Origin of the sequence: Ventrimonas sp. (genome assembly GCF_048380235.1) — a bacterium.
GTDB lineage: Bacteria > Bacillota > Clostridia > Lachnospirales > Lachnospiraceae > Brotaphodocola.
On record NZ_DBFCCJ010000021.1, the window covers coordinates 1 to 20,904 of the forward strand.

17 protein-coding genes are annotated in these 20,904 nt (G+C 51.5%); 1 reads left to right on the plus strand and 16 read right to left on the minus strand.

Features of this window, described 5'->3' with window-relative positions; all coding sequences use genetic code 11:
- Positions 1 to 142 precede the first annotated feature (142 nt).
- From ACMP1L_RS03740 to recJ, 9 genes are all read right to left on the minus strand, one after another.
- On the minus strand, positions 143 to 1,828 hold the full coding sequence (locus tag ACMP1L_RS03740; RefSeq protein WP_418452039.1) for an ATP-binding protein: 1,686 nt from the start codon (positions 1,826 to 1,828) through the stop codon (positions 143 to 145).
- Entirely contained in the window at positions 1,825 to 2,499 is a 675-nt protein-coding gene (locus ACMP1L_RS03745; RefSeq protein WP_118732600.1) for a response regulator transcription factor, read from the minus strand. Before ACMP1L_RS03745 ends, ACMP1L_RS03740 begins: the two co-directional genes overlap by 4 nt.
- A gap of 13 nt (positions 2,500 to 2,512) precedes the next feature.
- On the minus strand, positions 2,513 to 3,160 hold the full coding sequence (phoU, locus tag ACMP1L_RS03750) for a phosphate signaling complex protein PhoU (protein ID WP_118531462.1): 648 nt from the start codon (positions 3,158 to 3,160) through the stop codon (positions 2,513 to 2,515).
- A gap of 1 nt (position 3,161) precedes the next feature.
- Positions 3,162 to 3,911 carry a phosphate ABC transporter ATP-binding protein PstB gene (pstB, locus tag ACMP1L_RS03755; protein WP_118531463.1) on the minus strand — a complete coding sequence of 250 codons (750 nt, stop codon included), beginning with the start codon at positions 3,909 to 3,911 and terminating at the stop codon, positions 3,162 to 3,164.
- A gap of 12 nt (positions 3,912 to 3,923) precedes the next feature.
- Positions 3,924 to 4,829: a phosphate ABC transporter permease PstA gene (gene pstA, locus ACMP1L_RS03760; RefSeq protein WP_118732602.1), complete on the minus strand. Its 906-nt coding sequence runs from the start codon at positions 4,827 to 4,829 to the stop codon at positions 3,924 to 3,926.
- Entirely contained in the window at positions 4,829 to 5,680 is an 852-nt protein-coding gene (pstC, locus tag ACMP1L_RS03765) for a phosphate ABC transporter permease subunit PstC (RefSeq protein ID WP_118531538.1), read from the minus strand. Before pstC ends, pstA begins: the two co-directional genes overlap by 1 nt.
- Before the next feature lie 190 nt (positions 5,681 to 5,870).
- Positions 5,871 to 6,815, minus strand: a complete 945-nt coding sequence (locus ACMP1L_RS03770; RefSeq protein WP_418452040.1) for a substrate-binding domain-containing protein — start codon at positions 6,813 to 6,815, stop codon at positions 5,871 to 5,873.
- Between the two features lie 229 nt (positions 6,816 to 7,044).
- Complete coding sequence (gene glyA, locus ACMP1L_RS03775; RefSeq protein ID WP_373242343.1) at positions 7,045 to 8,292, minus strand: serine hydroxymethyltransferase; 1,248 nt, start codon at positions 8,290 to 8,292, stop codon at positions 7,045 to 7,047.
- Positions 8,293 to 8,529: 237 nt separating this feature from the next.
- On the minus strand, positions 8,530 to 10,317 hold the full coding sequence (gene recJ, locus ACMP1L_RS03780) for a single-stranded-DNA-specific exonuclease RecJ (RefSeq protein ID WP_418452041.1): 1,788 nt from the start codon (positions 10,315 to 10,317) through the stop codon (positions 8,530 to 8,532).
- A 215-nt stretch (positions 10,318 to 10,532) separates the two neighbouring features.
- Here recJ and ACMP1L_RS03785 point away from each other — a divergent pair, with 215 nt between their 5' ends.
- Entirely contained in the window at positions 10,533 to 12,170 is a 1,638-nt protein-coding gene (locus ACMP1L_RS03785; RefSeq protein ID WP_177304212.1) for a putative polysaccharide biosynthesis protein, read from the plus strand.
- Between the two features lie 54 nt (positions 12,171 to 12,224).
- Here ACMP1L_RS03785 and ACMP1L_RS03790 read toward each other — a convergent pair whose 3' ends face one another.
- The 7 genes from ACMP1L_RS03790 to ACMP1L_RS03820 all read right to left on the minus strand — a co-directional run bounded on the left by ACMP1L_RS03790 (position 12,225) and on the right by ACMP1L_RS03820 (position 20,716).
- Positions 12,225 to 13,112 (minus strand): ABC transporter permease, encoded by an 888-nt coding sequence (locus ACMP1L_RS03790; protein ID WP_418452042.1) that lies wholly within the window; start codon positions 13,110 to 13,112, stop codon positions 12,225 to 12,227.
- Complete coding sequence (locus tag ACMP1L_RS03795; RefSeq protein ID WP_418452043.1) at positions 13,090 to 14,052, minus strand: ABC transporter ATP-binding protein; 963 nt, start codon at positions 14,050 to 14,052, stop codon at positions 13,090 to 13,092. Before ACMP1L_RS03795 ends, ACMP1L_RS03790 begins: the two co-directional genes overlap by 23 nt.
- Positions 14,052 to 16,508, minus strand: coding sequence for a type 1 glutamine amidotransferase family protein (locus tag ACMP1L_RS03800; protein ID WP_418452044.1), 2,457 nt, complete (start codon positions 16,506 to 16,508; stop codon positions 14,052 to 14,054). The genes ACMP1L_RS03795 and ACMP1L_RS03800 overlap by 1 nt, the downstream gene beginning before the upstream one ends.
- A 27-nt stretch (positions 16,509 to 16,535) precedes the next feature.
- Complete coding sequence (locus ACMP1L_RS03805) at positions 16,536 to 17,675, minus strand: sensor histidine kinase (RefSeq protein ID WP_118732612.1); 1,140 nt, start codon at positions 17,673 to 17,675, stop codon at positions 16,536 to 16,538.
- The gene (locus ACMP1L_RS03810; RefSeq protein WP_118732613.1) at positions 17,665 to 18,369 is read right to left on the minus strand and encodes a response regulator transcription factor; all 705 of its coding nucleotides are present in this window, start codon (positions 18,367 to 18,369) and stop codon (positions 17,665 to 17,667) included. Before ACMP1L_RS03810 ends, ACMP1L_RS03805 begins: the two co-directional genes overlap by 11 nt.
- 198 nt (positions 18,370 to 18,567) lie before the next feature.
- Entirely contained in the window at positions 18,568 to 19,848 is a 1,281-nt protein-coding gene (locus ACMP1L_RS03815) for an SLC13 family permease (RefSeq protein WP_177304209.1), read from the minus strand.
- A 31-nt stretch (positions 19,849 to 19,879) separates the two neighbouring features.
- Positions 19,880 to 20,716, minus strand: coding sequence for an MBL fold metallo-hydrolase (locus ACMP1L_RS03820; protein ID WP_177304208.1), 837 nt, complete (start codon positions 20,714 to 20,716; stop codon positions 19,880 to 19,882).
- Between the last annotated feature and the right edge of the window lie 188 nt (positions 20,717 to 20,904).

Consider the following 20,904-nt stretch of genomic DNA (forward strand, 5'->3'; position numbering starts at 1 on the left):
ACGCAGGGCGTGCGAGTTTGGGTCGCAGGTCTGACAATAAGCGGCGCAGTGAACAAAGCGCAAAATTCCACCGTTTCTGCGTTTCTGTACGCGGTTTCCGGAACTTCGGACCTTTTAGTGGTTCCGTCTCAATATTTTTATTTCAGAATACGATCCGCACCGTGGTTCCTTCGCCCAGTGCGCTCTTAAGCTCCACCTTTGCCTTATGATAAATGGCTCCATGCTTTACAATGGAGAGTCCCAGACCGGTTCCTCCGATCTGGCGGGAGTGGCTTTTGTCTACCCGGTAAAAGCGCTCAAAAATACGGGCCTGGTCGTCCACCGGAATACCGATGCCGTCATCCTCGACAGTCAGCACCGGATGTTCCTTGGCCACAGACACATTAACCTCCACCTCACCAAACGGTTTGTTATACTTAATGGCATTGTCACAAAGATTGTAGATCATTTCATCGAGGATCTGCGGATTGCCGTTTACTACCGTCGGCTTTCCGGTAAGCATCAGAGTGATCTGATTTTTCTTTGCCACATCCTGCAGGCGTTTTACCACATCCGATGCGATCATATGCAGATCCACCGGCTGCTTTTCCAGCTGGGCTTTTTCTTCGTCAAGCTGGGACAGGCGGATAATATCACCCACCAGGGTAATGAGGCGCTGCGCCTCCTGATAGATCTTGCCCGAGAAACGGCCCATATCGGACGGCTGAACCAGCCCGTTCATCATGATCTCGGCATATCCGGAAATTGAGGTGAGCGGAGTTTTCAGCTCGTGTGAGACGTTGGCGGTAAATTCCCGGCGAAGCTCTTCCCGGCTCTGCTGCTCGGTGACATCGAGGATGACGACCACCGCACCGCTTCTTTCCTCTGACTCTGCAACCGGATTGGCAATGATCTGATAATGGCGGTTACCCACATCCAGCATCTGCTCGCAGTGGGAACCCTTTAAGGCGCCGTCTACCACCTGTCGGAATTTCTCAGATCGGTTGAGGCTGATGATATTGATATTGGCCTTGTGATCCTCTGTCTGCTCCACCGGAATTCCCAGCAGCCTCGTGGCACTCTTATTGTAGGACATGACATCGCCTCTGCTGTCCACGACAAGAAAGCCCTCCTGCATGTTTTCCGTGATCGCAGAGAATTCCTCCTGCTTTTCCCGTAGGATCTGCATTTGCCCACGGATGGTTTCTTTCTGCTTTTCCAGGCGGCGTACCAGCGGAGCCAGCTCATCGTAAACCTCACCGGCCTGCAGATTGTCCGGATCCATCTTGTTGATCGGTGCTATGATCCGCTTTGTCTGAAGCTCCGCCAGGATCAGCACACCAAACACAATGAGAATACCCATGGCGATCATGACCGGAACGGTATGAAAGACCGTGGCCAGTGCGCTTTTTGTGGTACTTGCTACCCGGATCACGCTTCCATCGCTCAAACGGGCTGCGTAATAATAGGTCTGCTCCGCAAGGGTTCTGGATGTGCGGACGCTCTGTCCCCGGCCGTTTTTGAATGCCGCAGCGATCTCCGGCCGGTCTTTATGATTTTCAAGGCTTTCACTGTCTGCAAAGCTGTCATAGAGCACCGTACCGTCCTGAGCAACCCAGGTGATCCGGTTCTCACTGTTACCGTCTCCGCGGCTCTTTAAGTGTGCCAGGTAATCTTCTCCGGACACCTCCATGGCAGATTCCAGATAACGGACCTCCGTCATAACGGAATGACGCATCTGGGTCTGCAGATCCTGGCATAACAGGAGCGCTGTGATCAGTGCAGATACAACCATGGTCAAAAGCGCTACCAGACACAGATTCCAGTAGATTTTTCTTTTGATTTTCATGTTTCATCCTCCAGCTTATAGCCGACTCCGCGGATGGTCTCAATGCAGCGGCTGGCCTCGCCAATCTTCTGTCGTAATGTCCGGATATGGACATCCACCGTGCGGGTTTCTCCGTCAAAATCATAACCCCATATTTTGGATAACAGCTGATCTCTGGTTAAGACCATGCCCTTGTTTTCAATCAGATAACAAAGCAGTTCAAATTCCTTGAAGGTGAGATTGACGATCTGACCGTCAACCATGACCACGTGCCGGTTTAAATCCACATGGATGGCGCCGGCCTCACAGCTGTCCGCCCGTTTTTCCGGCTCGGTCCGGCGCAGAAGCGCACGTACTCTGGATACCAGCTCCATCATGCCAAATGGCTTTGGTATATAGTCATCGGCACCGCTGTCCAGCCCTACCACCTTATCATATTCGGTTCCCTTTGCAGTCAGCATGATGACCGGAAGGCGCCTGGTCGGACCATTATCCCGAAGCTTTTTCAGGATGGTCAGGCCGTCCTCGTCGGGCAGCATAATATCCAGAAGCACCAGGGATGGATATTCCTGCTTCATGGCATTCCAGAAATCCTTTGCGCAGGGAAAGCCCTTTGCCGTAAGTCCTGTGGTCTGCAAAGTGTAGATTACCAGTTCCCGGATACTTTCATCGTCTTCAACCAGATAGATCATTTCTGTTCTCCTTCTATTCCAGATGGGTTCCCGTGATGGAATATTCCACCCACTCTGCAATATTCGTTGCATGATCTCCGATCCGCTCAAAGTACTTGGCGATCATCAGCATGTCAATGCAGAATTCACCCTGTTTTTCATCAATATTTCCGGAACCCAGCATGCCGATCAGTTCCTGTTTTACCTTTCCGAAAAGCTCATCGACCACATCGTCATACTGAACCACTTCTTTTGCGATGTTCAGATCACGCTTTACATAGGAATCGATGCTCTGGGTCACCATGCGCATGGTAGCGTCTGCCATATCACGGATATGAAGACGGCTCTTTGCCTCGCGGTCATCCACAAAGCCGCAGATCTCTGCAATATCCGATGCCTGATCGCCGATTCGTTCCATATCAGAGATCATTTTCAAGGCTGAGGAAACCTGGCGCAGATCCTTTGCCACCGGCTGCTGCTGCAAAAGCAACCGCATGCAGAGATTCTCGATATCGCGCTCCTTCTGATCGATCTCATGATCGACTTTGTAGACCTCTTCCGCAAAATCTCCCTCTCCCATCAGGGTGCGGGACGCATAGGAAATGGCATCCTCACAGAGGGCCCCCATACGGATCAGCTCTACATTCAAAAGCTCTAACTGTTCATCAAATCGATTGCGCATATCAACCAAACCTCCCCGTAATGTAATCTTCTGTCTTCTTATTCTTCGGCATGGAGAAGATCTGCTCGGTCTCACCGAACTCGATCACTTCACCCAGCAGGAAGAAGGCGGTCTTGTCGGAGATTCGTGCTGCCTGCTGCATATTATGGGTTACCATGACGATAGTATAGTCTTTTTTCAGTTCTACTGCAAGGTCTTCAATCTTGGATGTGGAGATCGGGTCCAGTGCAGAGGTCGGCTCATCCATCAAAAGCACCTCCGGCTGTACAGCCAGGGCTCTCGCGATACACAGACGCTGCTGCTGTCCTCCTGAAAGTCCGAGGGCGCTCTTTTTCAGTCGGTCCTTTAACTCATCCCAGATTGCCGCGTCACGCAGGGATTTCTCTACAATGTCATCGAGCTGCGCCTTGGAATGGATGCCGTGGGTACGCGGGCCGTAGGCAATATTGTCATAAACGCTCATTGGAAACGGATTCGGTTTCTGGAATACCATACCAACCCGTTTTCTCAAAAGATTGATGTCCATGTCTCCGTAAATATCCTCACCGTCTAAGAGGATGCTTCCGGTGATGCGGCAGCCCTCGACCAGGTCATTCATGCGGTTTAAGGATTTCAATAAGGTAGATTTACCACAGCCGGATGGACCGATAAAAGCTGTAATCTCGTTGGCCTGGATGTTCAGATTGATTCCCTTTAAGGCTTTAAAATCGCCGTAATACAATTCCATATTGCTGATTGTGAGCTTATCCATTTTGTTCTCCTTTTAAGCAGCCTTTCCGGACACTTTCTTTGCGATAAATCCGGATACTGCGTTGATGCAGACTACGATCACCAGCAGGACAACTGCGGTGGCGTAGGACTGGTTGGTATAAAGTCCCTCATTGGTCAGCACATACATGTGTACTGCCAGAGTACGGCCTGAGCCGAATAGGTTGGATGGAATACCTGCAACGGTTCCCGCTGTATACATCAGTGCCGCAGTTTCGCCTACAATACGGCCGACTGCCAGAATGATACCTGCCAGAATTCCAGGTACTGCCGACGGCAGAACTACCTGGAAAACGGTGCGGAGACGTCCGGCTCCAAGGCCAAAGCTTCCTTCCCGGTAAGAATCCGGGACAGCTTTGAGAGCCTCCTCCGTGGTTCTCATGATCGTCGGAAGGATCATGATCGCCAGCGTCATGGCACCTCCCAGGATGGTGTAAGACCAGCCCAGTGCCACGGCAAATAAAAGAAATCCAAACAGACCATATACAATAGAAGGAATGCCGGTCAGGGTCTCAGCGGTAATCCGCACAATGCTCACGAGCCGGTTGCCGCGCTTCGCATATTCTACCAGGTAGATGGCTGCGAAAATGCCGAGAGGAACTGCGATCAGCAGAGAAAGCCCTGTCATGACTATCGTGTTGACCAGAGCCGGCATCAGGGATACATTTTCCGTTGTGTATTCCCATGCGAACAGGCTCGGAGTCAGATAGGGGATTCCCTTGATCAGAATATACGCGATTAAAAACAGCAGTGTCAGCACTGTCAGAAGTGCAGATACCGATACCAGAAGTAAAAGCACCAGTGACAGCGGACTGCGTTTATAGGATTTCAACCGCTGACCAATGGTCTGATGGTTGATTGCCTGAATTTCCATATTTTTCTTTTCCATAGCTGCTTCCATTATGCATTCGCCTTTCTGCTGATGATTGAAAACGACAGGTTAATGATCAGAATGAATACAAAGAGAACTACCGCCGTGGCGATCAGCGCTTCCCGGTGTAAGTCCGTTGCATAGCCCATTTCCAGAACAATGTTGGCAGTCATGGTGCGGACACCTTGAAGGATACCCTTCGGCATACGTGCCTGGTTTCCGGCTACCATAATGACGGCCATGGTTTCGCCGATGGCGCGGCCCACACCCAGGATCACACCGGCCAGGATACCGGATTTTGCTGCCGGGAGTGTTGCAAAGAATACGCTGCGCTCATGGCTGGCTCCCAGTGCCAGAGAACCCTCATAGTAGCTGGACGGCACCGCATTGATGGCAGATTCCGAAACACCGATGATGGTCGGCAGGATCATGATTCCGAGCAGGATCGATGCAGTCAGCATGCTTTTTCCGCTTCCGCCAAAAAGCTGGGATACGACCGGCACGATAACGACCATACCGAAGAAGCCATATACAACCGATGGAATACCTGCCAACAGATCGATCGCCGGTTTTACTACCTTATACACCGGCTTCGGACAGAATCTTGACATAAATACCGCCGTCAGGATTCCGATCGGCACACCAATGAGGACCGCGCCCGCAGTGACATAAATGCTGCCGAGGATCATAGGCAGAATACCGAAGATATTGTTGCCCGGCTTCCACTTTTCACCGGCCAGAAACTGGAATATGCCAATCTTTCCGATGGCCGGAATTCCGTTTGCGAAAAGGAAGACACAGATCATGGCCACACACAGAATGGATACGCAGGCACTCAGCAGAAACACCATATGCATAAGCTGTTCTTTCAGATTTTTCATGATTCTCACTTTCTTTCTGTTGCCGGGAGAAGAAATTACATCATATCCGGCATGCTTTACATAGAAACAGGGCCGCAGTGTTATTTCGTCACGGGTTATATCCTGCCACAACGATGTCTTCCTGCTGCCCTGCTTCCTGTTTTTTCGTTTCAGTAGCGTTCTGGCAGACTGCTATTCACAGTCATGCTGTTTACTGAACATCTGCCCAGTCGGTGATCTCGCCTGTGAAGATGTCCTTTACGTTCTCGCTGGTCAGCTCGCTAACCGGGCTCTCATTGTTGACTACGACTGCAATACCATCCATAGCGATGACAGTCGGGGTTAAGCCGGCTTCCAGCTCGCTGTCCTTTAAGTCTCTGGATGCCATACCGATATCACATACGCCCTCGATCGCAGAGGTCATACCTGTGGTAGAATCAGACTGCTGAACCTCGATCTCAACATCCGGGTTTACAGCTGCATAGGCCTCTTTCAGCTTCTCCATGACCGGAGTTACAGAAGAAGAACCAGCTACAACAACCTTGCCCTTTAAGCCGGTAGCGGTGTATGCACCCTCATTGCCCTGGCTGATATAACCGTTGTCCTCAACCACCTTCTGGCCATCCTCGCTCATGATGAACCTGATGAAATCAGAAGCAGCATCACTTAAACCATCCTTGACTGCAATGTTGAATGGACGTGCTACCTTGTACTCGCCTGCCTTGATAGCATCTACCGTTGCATCTGCACCATCGATGGCAACTGCTTTTACGGTATCATTTAAGGAACCCAGAGAAACATATCCGATAGCGCCCTTATTGCCTGCGATAGTGGTCATCATAACGGAGGTACTGTTGGTGATCTCAGCATCTTCGGTGGTGTTGTCTACCTTCTCGCCAGCATCATTCTTGCTCTCAATGCCGAACAGCTCGATGAATGCGCCTCTGGTACCGGAACCATCCTCACGGGAAACTACGGTAATCGGGCCCTCTGCCTTGCCGCCGGCCGGCTCAGTGGCCTCTGCCTTAGTGTCAGACGCAGAACTTGCTGCCTCGGTTGCTGCAGCAGTCGTCTCTGCCGGTTTGCTTCCGCCGCATGCTGTCAGGCTCGCAATTGTCATACCCATTGCTAATACCATTGCTAATGTTTTCTTCATAATACGTTCTCTCCTCTTCTCTCTGTTTATGAATATTCTTTATTACGTTCTATGTTATCGTGGCTTTCATGTTCTCCATCTCTCAACCACAACTGCATTGTAAAATCCGAATGTAAAATCAAAAAGAGGGGGAATGTAAAATCGGTGTAAAACCGTTTAACAATCAAAAAAAATCCCGTGAAGCCGCATTTTCTGCGGTCTCACGGGTCTGTAATAAATTACATATAAATTATTCGTACAGCGGATATTTCTCGCACAGCTTGGTTACTTCGCCGCGGATGTAATCTGCCTTGTTCTCGAAATCGGTTGCTGCCAGCCAGATGCACTCTGCGATCTTCGGCATATCCTCTTCCTTTAAGCCGCGGGTAGTAACAGCCGGGGTTCCGATGCGGACACCGGAGGTTACGAACGGGCTTCTCGGCTCATTCGGAACAGTATTCTTATTCAGGGTAATGAAGACTTCATCACAACGGTTCTGAAGCTCCTTACCGGAGATGTCCATGCCGCGCAGGTCTACTAACATTAAGTGGTTGTCAGTGCCGCCGGTTAAGAGTTTAAATCCCTTCTCCACCAGTGCTGCTGCCAGTGCCTTTGCATTCCTGCGGACCTGCTTCTGGTACTCGGTGAATTCCGGCTTTAATGCCTCACCCAGGCAGACTGCCTTTGCTGCGATCACATGCTCTAACGGACCGCCCTGGGTTCCCGGGAAGATGGCTTTGTTGAAGTTGAACTTGTCAGCAGACTCCTTGCTTGCTAGGATCATGCCGCCTCTCGGTCCGCGCAGGGTCTTGTGAGTGGTGGTGGTTACCACATCTGCGTACGGGATCGGGCTCATATGCTCGCCTGCTGCTACCAGACCTGCGATGTGTGCCATATCTACCATTAAATATGCGCCAACCTTGTCTGCGATTTCGCGGAACTTCTTGAAGTCGATTTCTCTTGCGTATGCGCTTGCACCTGCAAGGATCAGTTTTGGCTTGTGCTCAACTGCCAGACGCTCTACCTGGTCGTAATCGAGGAAGCCTTCATCGTTAACACCGTAGGACACGATGTTGAAGTAAAGGCCGGAAAAGTTAACTGGGCTTCCGTGGGACAGATGGCCGCCATGGTCAAGGCTCATGCTTAACACCGTATCTCCCGGTTTTAACATTGCCAGGAATACTGCCATGTTTGCCTGTGCGCCGGAATGCGGCTGAACGTTTGCGTACTCACAGCCAAACAGCTTCTTTGCACGCTCAATTGCGATAGTCTCTACCACGTCTACATACTGACATCCACCATAATAACGCTTTCCGGAATAACCCTCTGCGTATTTGTTGGTCAGCACGGTTCCCATTGCCATCATGACCGGCTCAGATACGATATTTTCTGAAGCGATAAGCTCCAGATTTCTTCTCTGACGTGCGGCTTCCTGCTCAATTGCCTTGCCGACTTCCGGGTCATAGTTTTCGATAAATTTCATTACCTCATTAACCATGGGCTTTGTCTCCTTTTCCGCAAATACCCTCTCTGATACCTTTCAGGCAGTTGCTTTCCTTTGCATTTGTTGTGACACAACGATTCCCGTAGAATACAGGCCGCCACGTTGTGACAAAGGCACTGGTCAGCCCAGCGCCTTCGCGGTTATTTACGCTCGATTATAGTACAGCGTTTTCTAAGTGTCAAGCAATTATGAGTCTGTACAAAAAATTGTGAGAATCATAAAGAAAAATCTTTAAGAATGCAGTTTGTACGCCCGCACCACGATCTGCAGTGTCCGGTTTCCATTGTACTCATTGATATCCGGATAGTAGATCACATCGATACTTCTGCTTTGCTTTGCTTCTTCCACAAACTGATCTGCCACGGTAAACACCATGGCCTCCATAGGACGGCCCTGTTCGGTTACCACCGTCATGCGGACCGCATTGTTGTTTCGTCCGATGGCACGCACGCTTCGGATGCGGAGATTCTTCTGGGCAAACTGAGGCTTTTCGTTTCCTTGGCCGAAGGGTTCCAGGCCCTTCAGTTCATTGACCAGTGCTTCCGATATGTATTCCAGCGGCATTGCCACATCGATCCAGATTTTCGGGATGAAATCCTCTTTGGTGAGCTGGGACTGCTCATTTAAACGGCGGCGGAACTCATCGATATTCTCTTCCTTTAAAGAAAAGCCGGCTGCCATGGGATGGCCGCCAAATTTCAGGAGCAGATCCTGCACGCCGCACAGGGCCTGATACATATGGTAGCTCTCTATAGAGCGCCCGGAGCCCTTCACACAGTCCTCACCCCTTGTCAGTACAAAGGAGGGCTTGTTGTAGGCCTCCCGCACCCGCCCGGCAATGATCCCGGCCAGAGACTCATGACAGTCCGGCAGATAAACCACCAGCACATCATCGTCCGCAAGCTCAGCATCCACCTGCTCAAAGGCCTGCTCCATGCCGGACTGGGTCATATCCTTGCGTTCCTCGTTGAGGAGTTTTAACTCTGCGGCCATTTCTTCAGCACGGGAGCTGCACTGCATTTCCGAACCCGGACGCTTCTCCAAAAGCCCGCTCATACTTCCGCTGACATTCGATTCCTCACAGAGCAGAAGCTCCAGCGCCAGCTGCGCAGTCTTTAATCGTCCGCTGGCATTCAGGCACGGCCCGATCACAAATCCGATATGGTAGGCCGTCAGGTCATAGATGTCCAGCCCGCAGGCTTCCACCAGGGCGCGCAGCCCGACACTGGCTGTGTGCGGGATCTGCTTTAATCCCCAGCGCACGATGATGCGGTTTTCGTCCTGCAGCTTCATGACATCACCCACGGTGGCAATGGCCGCAAACTCCAGCATATCTTTCCATTCCTGCTCTGGAATTCCGTTCTTTTCGTAGAGCACCTGTACCAGCTTGTAGGCCACCACACCGCCGCAGATGCCGGCAAACGGATACGTGCAGTCATCCCGGTGGGGATTTACCACCGCATCCGCTTCCGGCAGGACCTGACTGCCATCCTCATCCCGTACCACCTCATGGTGATCTGTCACAATGACTGTCATGCCCAGTTCTTTGGCCAGATGCACCTGCTCCAGGGCCGCAATGCCGTTGTCGCAGGTGACAATGGTATCGATTCCTTCTTCCTTCGCCTTGCGGATGATGGATTCGTTGATGCCATAGCCATCCCGGATGCGCTCCGGGATCTGGTAGTCCACGTCTGCACCGCAACGGGTCAGGCCGCGGTATAAAAGATAGGTAGAACACACTCCGTCAATATCGTAATCACCGACAATCCGGATACGGACACCCGCCCGGATTTTTTCAAGGATCAGGGCCGCTGCCTTATCCATATCTTTCATGAGATGCGGATCATAAAGCTGGTCCAGGGTACCGTTTAAATAACGGTCAATGGCTTTTTCTCCCTCCACATCGCGGTTTCTTATGATACGGGCCGTTACCGGGCTGATGTGAAACCGGGCGGCAATCGCGTTAAAATCTGCCCGCTTGGTCTGAAGCATCCAGACAGATTCCTGATTATTTCTCATATATTGCAGCAATTCCTTTCGTAAAACAAAATATAAATCACGTATCGCTCATTATAGCATATCTCCGGTTTCATTTCCATGCGCAGGGCTGCTTCCTGTTTCTTTTGTGCATTGCATTCAGAACCCCAATGGGATATACTGTTACTGTTCCGGCAAAACTTTCAATATACGATGTGGTTTTGTCCAGGCGCAATTACAAAAGGAGAAGCTTAGGTATGAGTAACAATAAGGAAAAATCCGACTCCGGCAACTTCCTGGTCCAGGGGAGTATTCTGGCCGCGGCCGGTATCATTGTCCGTTTTATCGGACTGCTCTACAAGATTCCCATGACCCGGGCCATCGGCGATGAGGGAATCGGTTATTATAACACCGCATACGAAATCTACAACATTGGACTGATCCTGTCCTCCTACAGCCTGCCGCTGGCAATCTCCAAGCTGATCGCGGCACGGCGTGTGCACGGCAAAAACCAGGATGTGCAGCGGGTCTTTCAGGCCGGACTGCTCTTTGGTCTTGTGGCCGGGGGCCTAATGACCACGATTTTACTATTTGGCGCAGACTGGATCACGGTTCATATCTTCAACAGCCCCAACAGCGCCCTGCCATTAAAGGTCATGGCACCGACCATTCTGGTGTTTTCCGTTATGGGCGTGGTGCGCGGCTATTTCCAGGGTCTTGGCAACATGGTGCCGACCTCAATTTCCCAGGTCATTGAGCAGGTTGTCAATGCCATCATCAGTGTGGCTGCCTCCTTCACCTTCATGCACTGGTTCGCGAACCGGGAAACTCCGGCGGCTTACGGTGCTGCAGGCGGTACTCTGGGTACACTTTCCGGTGCACTGGCTGCCTTCGTGTTCCTGGCTCTTCTGATGTTTTTATACCGCAGACAAAATGCAAAGGCATTGCATCGTCCCCAGGCCGACCGCCTGGAAAGCTGGAATCATGTATACACGGCACTGTTTCTGACACTGACACCTATCATCCTCAGCCAGTTTGTGTATCAGTTAAGCGGTTCTGTGGATAACTCCATGTTCGGCTTCCTGATGAGTGGAAAAGGTCTGACTGAGAAAGAACGTCTCTCTCTGCTCGGCATCTACGGCGGCAAGTACCGCCTGCTTTCCAATGTACCGGTGGCAGTGGCTTCTTCCCTTGGAACTTCCATGATCCCAAGCATTGTGCGCTCCCGCGCCCAGAAGAACCACACCGATGTCATGTACAAGATCCGCCTGACCATCAAGTTCAATATGCTGATCGCCATTCCCTGTGCCTTTGGCATGGCGGCACTGGCTTCTCCGGTCCTGCGGCTCATCTTCCGCGACAGCCGGGATCTGACCAGAAACCTGCTGATGCTGGGCGCACCAGCCGTCATCTTCTTCTCCCTCTCTACCGTTACCAATGCGGTGCTTCAGGGAATTGACCTGATGAGAAAATCCGTCACCCACTCCGCCATCTCCCTGGTGATTCACGCGGCACTGGTGTATGTGATGTTAAAGTATTTAAACCTGGGCGTGTACGGCCTTGTCATCGGCAATGTGACCTTTGCCCTGGTAGTGTGTCTGCTGAACTGGCATGCTATCGGCAAAGCCCTGCATTACCGCCAGGAGGTAAGGACCACCTTCCTGCTTCCCTGTATCTGCGCGGCTGTCATGGGCGCGATCGCATTCCTGATTTATGCGCTGGTCAATAAAGTGACCGGCTATTACCAGATCGGACTCCTCATCAGTGTTCCGGTGGCTATGATTGTCTACGGCCTCCTGATCGTGCTGACCCGGACGGTAACTGCACAGGAGCTGCCGGATATGCCGTTCGGCATGCGTATCCTGCGTCTGTGCCGGAAATTTCATCTCATGTAAATTGTAAAAACAGACCCGTAAAGCTGCATTTTCTGCAGCTTCACGGGCCTGTTTTTATTTACTCCGCTCCACACTCCGTACCGTCCACAGCACAAGCACAATGGCCAGCGTCATCTGCAGCACCATGCTCACGCCCATCCACTGGCCGATAAGGAGGTTGTCTGCCTCGTTGCCGAACCAGGTTCCCACCTGTGCCCAGCTCTGATTGCTGGCGGTCAGCCGTCCGATAACCTGGCTGAAGGTGGCAATGGGGTTCAGCAGCAGCATATACAGCAGGCTTCCGGATCCGCCGGATCCCCCTCCGACTTCCGCCGATGCCAGATATTCCCCGATCCGCATCTGGTTGATATAGGTTACCAGGTAATTGATACCGCAGGTTCCTGCTGTCAGCACCGCCGTTACCGCATAAGCCGCTACCGTGGCCGCTGTAGTCCGGCGAAACAGGGCAGAACAGCACAGACCGATGCTTCCCATAAACACCGCCGCCGCAAAAAAGCAGCACACCAGAAGAATCAGATCTGATGCCGCCACACCGCCGTACACAAACACCATCGCCAGGATCGGCAGGCTGGACACCACCATAAGGGACATGGTCCCCAAGGCTGCCTCCAGCTTACCCAGCACAATATCTGCCGGTGTCATGCAGGTGGTCAGCATCAGATCCAGTGTCTGACGCTCCCGTTCTCCGCTGATGCTTCCCGCCGTCAGTGCCGGCATGATCAGGATCAGCATCAGAAATTCCAGCGACGCCACAAACATATACAGATCCAGAAAGCCTGTATACTGCACTTCTGCTGTCAGCCGTACCTGGGCCAGCGCCGAATACATGTTTAACAGTGCCACCAGCGCCAGGATCCCGTTAAAAACCAGCAGCACCAGCGCCAGTCTAAAGCTTCTGGCGCTCACCATGCACTCCCGCTTATAGACCGGATTCGTCTTCATAGGACAGCACCACCTTTTCCTTATTATGATCTGTGATCTGCATGAAGATAGACTCCAGGCTGCCCGGCTCCCGCATGAAACCGCGTACCGGAATGCCTGCCTCGATCATCTGCTTTAACAGTTCACTCTCCCGGCGCTCATCGCCGATAAATCCCACCATAATGTCTTTCTCGCAGATGGAAATGGTCCGCACCATAGGACTTTCCTTTAAAAAGGCCAGAGTCTTTTCCATCTGATCTTGCACACTGATGATGATCTGCTTTGATGTGTAGATCCGCTCCATGATCTCATCCATACTGCCGGAGAGCACCATCTTCCCGGCATCAATGATGCCGATATCCGTGCAGAGCTCAGAAAGCTCTGCCAGGTTATGGGAGCTTAACAGAATGGTCTTGCCCTGCTCATGCAGCTCCCAGACCATCTGCCTGAATTCCAGATGAGTTCTCGGATCCAGTCCGGCCGTCGGCTCATCCATGATCAGAAGCTCCGGATCATGGATCAGTGCCCTGGCCAGGCATAGTCTCTGCTGCATGCCGCGGGAAAGTCCGTCCACAAACGCATCCTTGCGCTCTCCCAGCCCAACCTGCTCTAAAAGGCTGCTGGCTCGTTTCCGTGCCGCAAAGCCCTCCAGATGGTAGCAGGCTGCAAAAAATTCCATGTATTCGGATACTTTTAAGTTGTCATACAGGCCAAAATGATCCGGCACGTAGCCAATCCGCCTGCGCAGATCCAGCGTATCCGTCAGCATATTTTTGCCATCCAGCTCCACCACGCCCTGATCCGGCTTTAACAAACCGGTCATGATCTTGATGGTGGTCGTCTTTCCGGCACCGTTTGGTCCGACAAAGCCAAACAGGGCGCCGTTCTTTATCTCCATGTCCAGTCCGTCCAGGGCATGGTAATTTCCATATTTTTTATGTAATCCCTGAATTTTTAACATCAGCGTTCCCTCCCTGCTGCCATCGGCATCGGAAGCTGAATCGCATCAAATCCTCCTCCATTGTAGGCGTAACGCACTGTCAGCGTGTTGCCCGGTGAAAGATATGGCTTTAGCTGCTCTACATCCAGCGTAGTTTCTTCCAGCTCCATTTTATCGAAATTTCCGGTCGCGTAGTTATAGAAATAAATGCTTCCGGTAAAAATACGGCTTAGGCCGTTTCCGGCTGCAGCAAATTCTTCCGAAACGCTCTCAAATGTCAGGCTCTCCACCTCGATGTCGGTTCCAAACTGATACTCCAGCGTCAGCGGTTCTGCACCGCTCATAGAGTTGGTCTCCGCATCGTAGCTGCCGCCCATTACCTTTGGTTTCTTCATGAGCACGGAACGGTAAATAGAACGGTCTCTGGAAGCATTGACCGGAATCGTCTGGGTAAGCATGGTAATGCCATAGGTCTCCTCGGACGGATTCTTTAAGAACTGGCTTTCTTCCTTCTGCGTACTGAATGCAATGACGCGGGCATCTGCCGTGTAGCCGTTTAAGTAGTTATCCAGGTAAAACCGGGTCAGATTGGAGCGCTCCACCGCCAGCATATAGCTGCGGTTGCGGATATCTGCCGAAGCGTAGGCATCCTCTCCGGAGATATGCTCTGCGGCCAGATAGGAATCACCAAGCGGATAACGGAGCAGCTCATGATCTGACAGATTTTTAGTCTCGCCGGATTCCATGCGCCCGAGCTGCACCATGTTTCCGTACAGCACAAGAGTCACATTTTCGATCGGATACGGAAACTGGTTTGTCAGACTTCCCCGGATCTGCCCCTCAAAATAATCCACCTCCCCGGTGATTCCCACCCGTCCGGTATTCTCCGTGCGCCGCTCCAGGCAGAAGTAGCGCGGTGTAAATGCAGATATATTCTGCCCCTTTACCGTCAGCCCATCCTCACTGGTCTGTATGGCGATCTGATATGGCTCATCCACATCCAGAGACTGGCCACCCACGGTGTACTGACTGCTCCGCGTGATCGGAAGCAGACGGTATCCCGGATCCAGTTCCACAGTGTATGGGCGGTTATATGGATTGCGGATATTGATGTATGTGGTATCCGTAATATAGTCATCAGTCACATCCTGAATGGCCGCATAGGTATAAAAGGTAGAACGAAAGCGGGTCGGTATGCCAAGCACATACACCAGACCGGAAAAGCCCAGAGCCATGATCACCACACCTCTGCGGTACAGATTCTGAAGGCCGCGACCGCGTAGGAACAGATAAAGTCCCGGGCCAAGAAGCAGCAGATACAGACCGGTTATCCCCACATAGAGCCAGAGATTAGGCAGCTTATCCACATCTCCTGTGTTGATGAGACCCTGAACTGCCCAGAACCGGCCGGAATTGCCGCTGTAAACCACCTCGGCAAGCTGGTTGATGCGCTCCTCCCCCAGAAGGCTGGTAAACATGTAGTCCACATAGGAGGTCTGTTTTTCGCAGAACTCTGCGATATCTCCCAGGTCAAAGGCCGCCACAGCCACCAGCCCCTGCTCCTTCGCCGCTGCCGTTAAAAGCGAAAAACCGTTGCTGGAGAGGATTACGTTGCCGCCGTGCAGCGGCACATCCACACAGGAGATCGCTAACATCCCGGCTCCCGGCTCGTTCACCGCAGTGAACTCTTCCGCCAGATTGATATGGGTAATATTCGGAGTTCCATAAGAATCGTCCAGAAGCTCCGGCGCAAAACGGCCCAGAGTGTCATCTACCCGGTCGCCGGTTCCCAGGATCAGCACACCTCCGTCCTGGACCCAGTTCATGATCGCAGCTGTCTGGGTCCCGGAAAGATCGCGGAGCCTGTAGTCATTGACCACCAGCACATCAAAAAGGCTTAAGCCTACCTCATCCTCCGGGAAATTGCTGCCGTCCAGCTCGAAAGTGCGGGTGCGCAGGGTGCTGTAGTTGATTCCCACACCATTCAGATAATGAAGCTCCCACGGTTTGTCCGACAGTACTCCCACAAAAAGCTCCGGCACATCGCGACTTACATTCAGCTTTACCTTGTGGTTCAGAAGTATGCTTCCGGAATCATCCACCAGAGACAGCACCAGCTCATCCGCCGCCGTGCCAAGCGGGATATAATAGCGCGTATCGGCAGTACCCTTTGCCTCCAGCTCCACGCTGTAATCGTAACGGTAGATCGTCTGGTCTGACTCCCGGGTCTTGATCTGCAGGGTACCCTCAACCGGAGTCTCCTGGTTATTCTGTATGGTGACATTCACCGGCAGGTAACGTCCGCCCTTGGCGCTGTCCTCATAGCCATAGCTCACACCCATACTTACCGGATCATCCTGCGCCCGGGCCGGAGCACAAAAAGCCAGACCACCCAAAAGGCCGGCAGCCACCAAACAGACTGCTATCCTTTTCAGAGGTCTGACCATCCGGATGCCTGAAAAATTTTTTTTATTCATCCACATCAAAATTCTCCAAAAAATTGTTTAAAAATGTTCCTTGTCTACATCAAAATCCACCTGCAGGGTTACCGTGAATACGGTACCGTTTAAGTCGCTCTTTACCGTAATGGTCCCGCCATGCATGTCTACGATATTTTTTACAATAGCAAGTCCAAGCCCGGTTCCGCCGGTGTGGGTGGAGCGGGACTGCTCAACCCGGTAGAATTTGTCAAAGATCAGGGGAAGCTCCTCCGCCGGGATCACATAACCATAGTTGGTCACGGAAACCTGTACCTCATCGGTATCAGCCATGACCTTCACCAGGATCCGTTTGCCCTCCGCGCCATACTTGATGGCATTGCCGATCAGGTTATCAAACAGACGGGCCAGAAGGTTGCCGTCTGCCGTGATCATCTTGGCCGGCACATTGCTCTGGAGCTCATAGGAAAGGCCCTTGTTGGCAAAATTCGGGTAGGATTCCTCTAAAAGCTGTCCCAGAAGCTTGACGATATCTACCTTAGACACGTGCATGGCCAGCTTTCCGTAATTCATCTTAGTGAATCCGAACAGATCCTCAATGAGCTTTTCCAGACGCTTGGCCTTGCTGTAGGCAATGTCTATGTATTTTTTCTGCATCTCTGGCGGCAGGACTACCGGGCCGGATAACAGCTCCAGATAGCCGATGATGGAAGTCAGCGGTGTGCGCAGGTCGTGAGCCACATTGGTGATCAGCTCATTTTTGGTGCGCTCAGATTCGCGTTCCTTATCCATCAGGCGGCGGATATCCTCCACCATCTTATTTAAGTTGGAAGCCATGGAAGAAAACTCGTCATCCCCCACTACTTCCACCTGCGTATTTAAGTCTCCATCGGAAATTCGTTCTATCGCATCGGAAATATGGCTGATATAGGCAGCAGATTTTTCCTGAAGAAGCAGAAATGTCACAGCAAAAGCCAGAATGCCGACAAGCACATAAACCAGAACCACCACTACATCCGACTGCGCCACCATATTTAAGAAAGCGCTGGACTGCTCGGAGCGTTTCGCATACTCGGCCAGCATGGTCAGGTTTGTGACCAGGAACACATCGATGAGGCAGGCTACCAGGGTGCTGTAGATGATGTTGGCTATGACCCGCGTATGATAGCGGTGGCTTAAATCACTTTTTCTGCCGTTATTTTTCAATTTTGTATCCTACCCCCCACACTGTGGTGATGATCTTGTCCTGGCGCTCGTCTTCCTTCATCTTACCGCGAAGGCGACGAATATGTACCATAACAGTGTTGTTGGCTTCATAGACCTTCTCATTCCAGACCTTCTCAAAGATTTCATCCGTGCTGAACACCTTGCCAGGGTTGGAGGCCAGAAGATAAAGGATGTCAAACTCGATCGGGGTCAGCTTGACTTCTTCATCGTACACCGTCACCTTGTGGTTGTCTTTATTGATCGTAAGGCCTCGGATGCTGATCTCGTTCTTTACGGTCTCATGCACATTGCTGTTCGGGTTTAACTGCGTGTAGCGGCGCAGCTGGGATTTAACCCGGGCTGTCAGCTCCAGCGGGTTGAAGGGCTTTACCACATAATCGTCTGCACCGGTTCCAAGACCAAGGATTTTATCCAGATCGGTGGACTTGGCACTCAGCATGATGATCGGAATGTTGTTGGTCTCACGGATCTTCTTGCACATCTCCAGGCCGTTCATACCCGGCATCATAATATCCAGAAGGCAAAGATGAATATCCTCCTTATTTAATATATCCAGACCGTCCTGGGCATTGGATGCCTTAAATACCTTATAGCCGTCGCTGACCAGATAAATTTCTACCAGATCCGCGATCTCCTGCTCATCGTCTACTACCAGAATGTTGGTTTCTGCCATGACTGATTCCTCCTCGTGTATCTATCGTTATTCGGGAAACCGCCAGGCTATGCGGATCCCGTTTTATTCTTTCTCTAGTGTACCATAAAAGAAGCCTTCCCGTCTTACTTTTTTATTACATTTCCGGTAAGAAGAGGAAAAGCCGGAAACGTCAAAAGGCGCCCCAAAAGCGGGACGCCTCTCTGAACATATTTTCAATTAGTACAGCGGGAACAGAAGCTGCGCGGAAACCGCGGTACTGATCGCTGCGATGATCATATAAGGGAAGGTAAATTTCATAACCTTTAACGGGTTGTAACCACCGGCTGCGAAGCAGACAGCTGCCTCACCGGAACCGGACGGGAAGCCCAGAGCATAGTAATTGCAGGTACCGATGATCAGAACCAGGCCTCTCGGATCCCATCCGGCTGCCAGTGCTACAGATGCCGCGATCGGGATCAGCACGGACTGGGTTGCCATGTTGGACAGGAAAGTAGTCATGATAACGGTTGCAAAGGAGAATACAAACATAACGGTTACAGAGCTTGGATTCTCACCCAGAATGGATAAGATCGCGTTTCCGATCATATCACCAGCACCGGTGGAACCGAGGGCGTCTGCCACGATCAGAACGCCAGCCAGCATCCAGGTCATATCCGCAGTCAGGCCTTTTACTGCCTCCGGAACGGAAACTACTTTAGTGTAGATCAGAACCAGAACGCCTGCGGCCGGAGCCAGATAAAGCATATTGCCAGTGTACTTGTTTAACAGCATCAGTAGCATAACGACTACGAATACTCCGTATACAATCATTTCCTGCGCATCGGTGAGCTGTTTTTCGGTGGATGTTTTCTTCAGGGCATCCTGATTGATTCCTTCTTCCTTCGGCATCAGCTTCCATGCGAACAGGCAGTAAATGGTCAGTACCACCATCGGGATGATGGCAACCTTGAAGGGATCCAGCATGGAAAGCATATACTCCGGATGATCACCGATGACTCCCTCATACATACCGTTTAAGGTAGCAAAGGTGGTAGCACCCAGGCCCACCGGGAAACGGAATTTACATCCGACCATAACACCAAGAAGCGGAAGAAGCAGACGCTTCGGTGTAATATCTCCGGCATTGTCCAGGGTTAACAGGAAAATAACCAGAATGGAGATTGCTGCGGTTGTCGGGATAAACTGAGCCATTACCATGCCGACTGCATAGAAAACAAGAATCAGGACGGTTCCGCGTTTTCCCTTTGCTGCGTTCAGCACGCTGCTGATCTTCATAACCAGACTGGTCTTGCCAAGTGCGCCACTGAGTACCAGCATCGGCGCGATCAATACAACAATCTTGTTTCCAAATCCGCCAAACGCCTTCGGAATATCTACGATTCCGAACATAGCCAGCAGCAGACAGCAGGTCATGGTGGTAACGCCGAACGGCACTTTGTTCCAGATGAACATCACCATCATGAACAGTGTAATCGCAAGTACAATATACATTTCCATGTTCTCTTCTCCTTTGAATGCTTTCTCTCTGTTACTTCATCATCGCGCGTACCTGGCGCACACGCTCTTCCACGAACTGTTTCCAGATGGTGTCATCCAAAAACGGCTGAGACTCGTCGGTGTACTGTCCGGCCCGGTCTGTGATCTCGATCTGGTTCGGATGACTCGGCAGGGCAATGTCTACATGGATATTGCCGACCTTCTCCGCGTCTGCCAGGAAGCGGTCACGCAGGTCCGGAGTCAGATACTCACTCTGAGCGTAATACTTGTCATTCATGGTGTTGGCGCCCACACCGCCGTGCATGCCCACCACATAGCGCTCTCCGTTTGCCGGGTTAGTCACTTCCCAGAAGAAGGAGGTGCAGCCAATGGTGTGACCCGGAGTCAGCATGCTGTGTATGGTGACATTGCCCAGGGTAATCGGCTCCTCATCGGAATAGAAACAATCCGGCTCGAAATACTGCGGATGGGAATCCTTGTCGATGTCGATGGTCTCCTTCGGGCAGGCCTTCATGAATTCCCAGTCCTCTTTAGACATGTACATCTCTGCGCCGGTCAGCTTTTTCATGATAGCTGCGGCTCCACAGTGATCAAAGTGCGCGTGGCTGATGAGGATCTTTTTGATCTGCTCCGGACGATAGCCCAGACGGTAGATGGAATCCACCAGCATGTAAGCACTCTCCGCGATTGCCGTGTCGATGAGGATCAGCCCGTCCCCTGTGTCAATTAAATAACAGCCCACCCAGGTCTGTCCTGCTACATACCAGGTCTGCGGCGCAACCTGGAACGGTTTGATTGCCAGTTCCCACGGACGGTAAGCCAGGGTAGCTACCGGATCCTTGGTCGGCGGTGTACAACGAAATGCCATTTGAATATTCCCCTTTCACTCTGCTCTTTATTTCTCATTTTCTGCTTGAGTTCTTTGTATGGCCCTAGTATAATTGAGAAATATTCTTAATTCAACTTATGTGTTTTTATTCAAAATCTTAGTTAAATTAATAGTTTTTCATTAAAATCCGGGTTTTTGCATTGTCAGATAATTAACAGAGTGGAGGA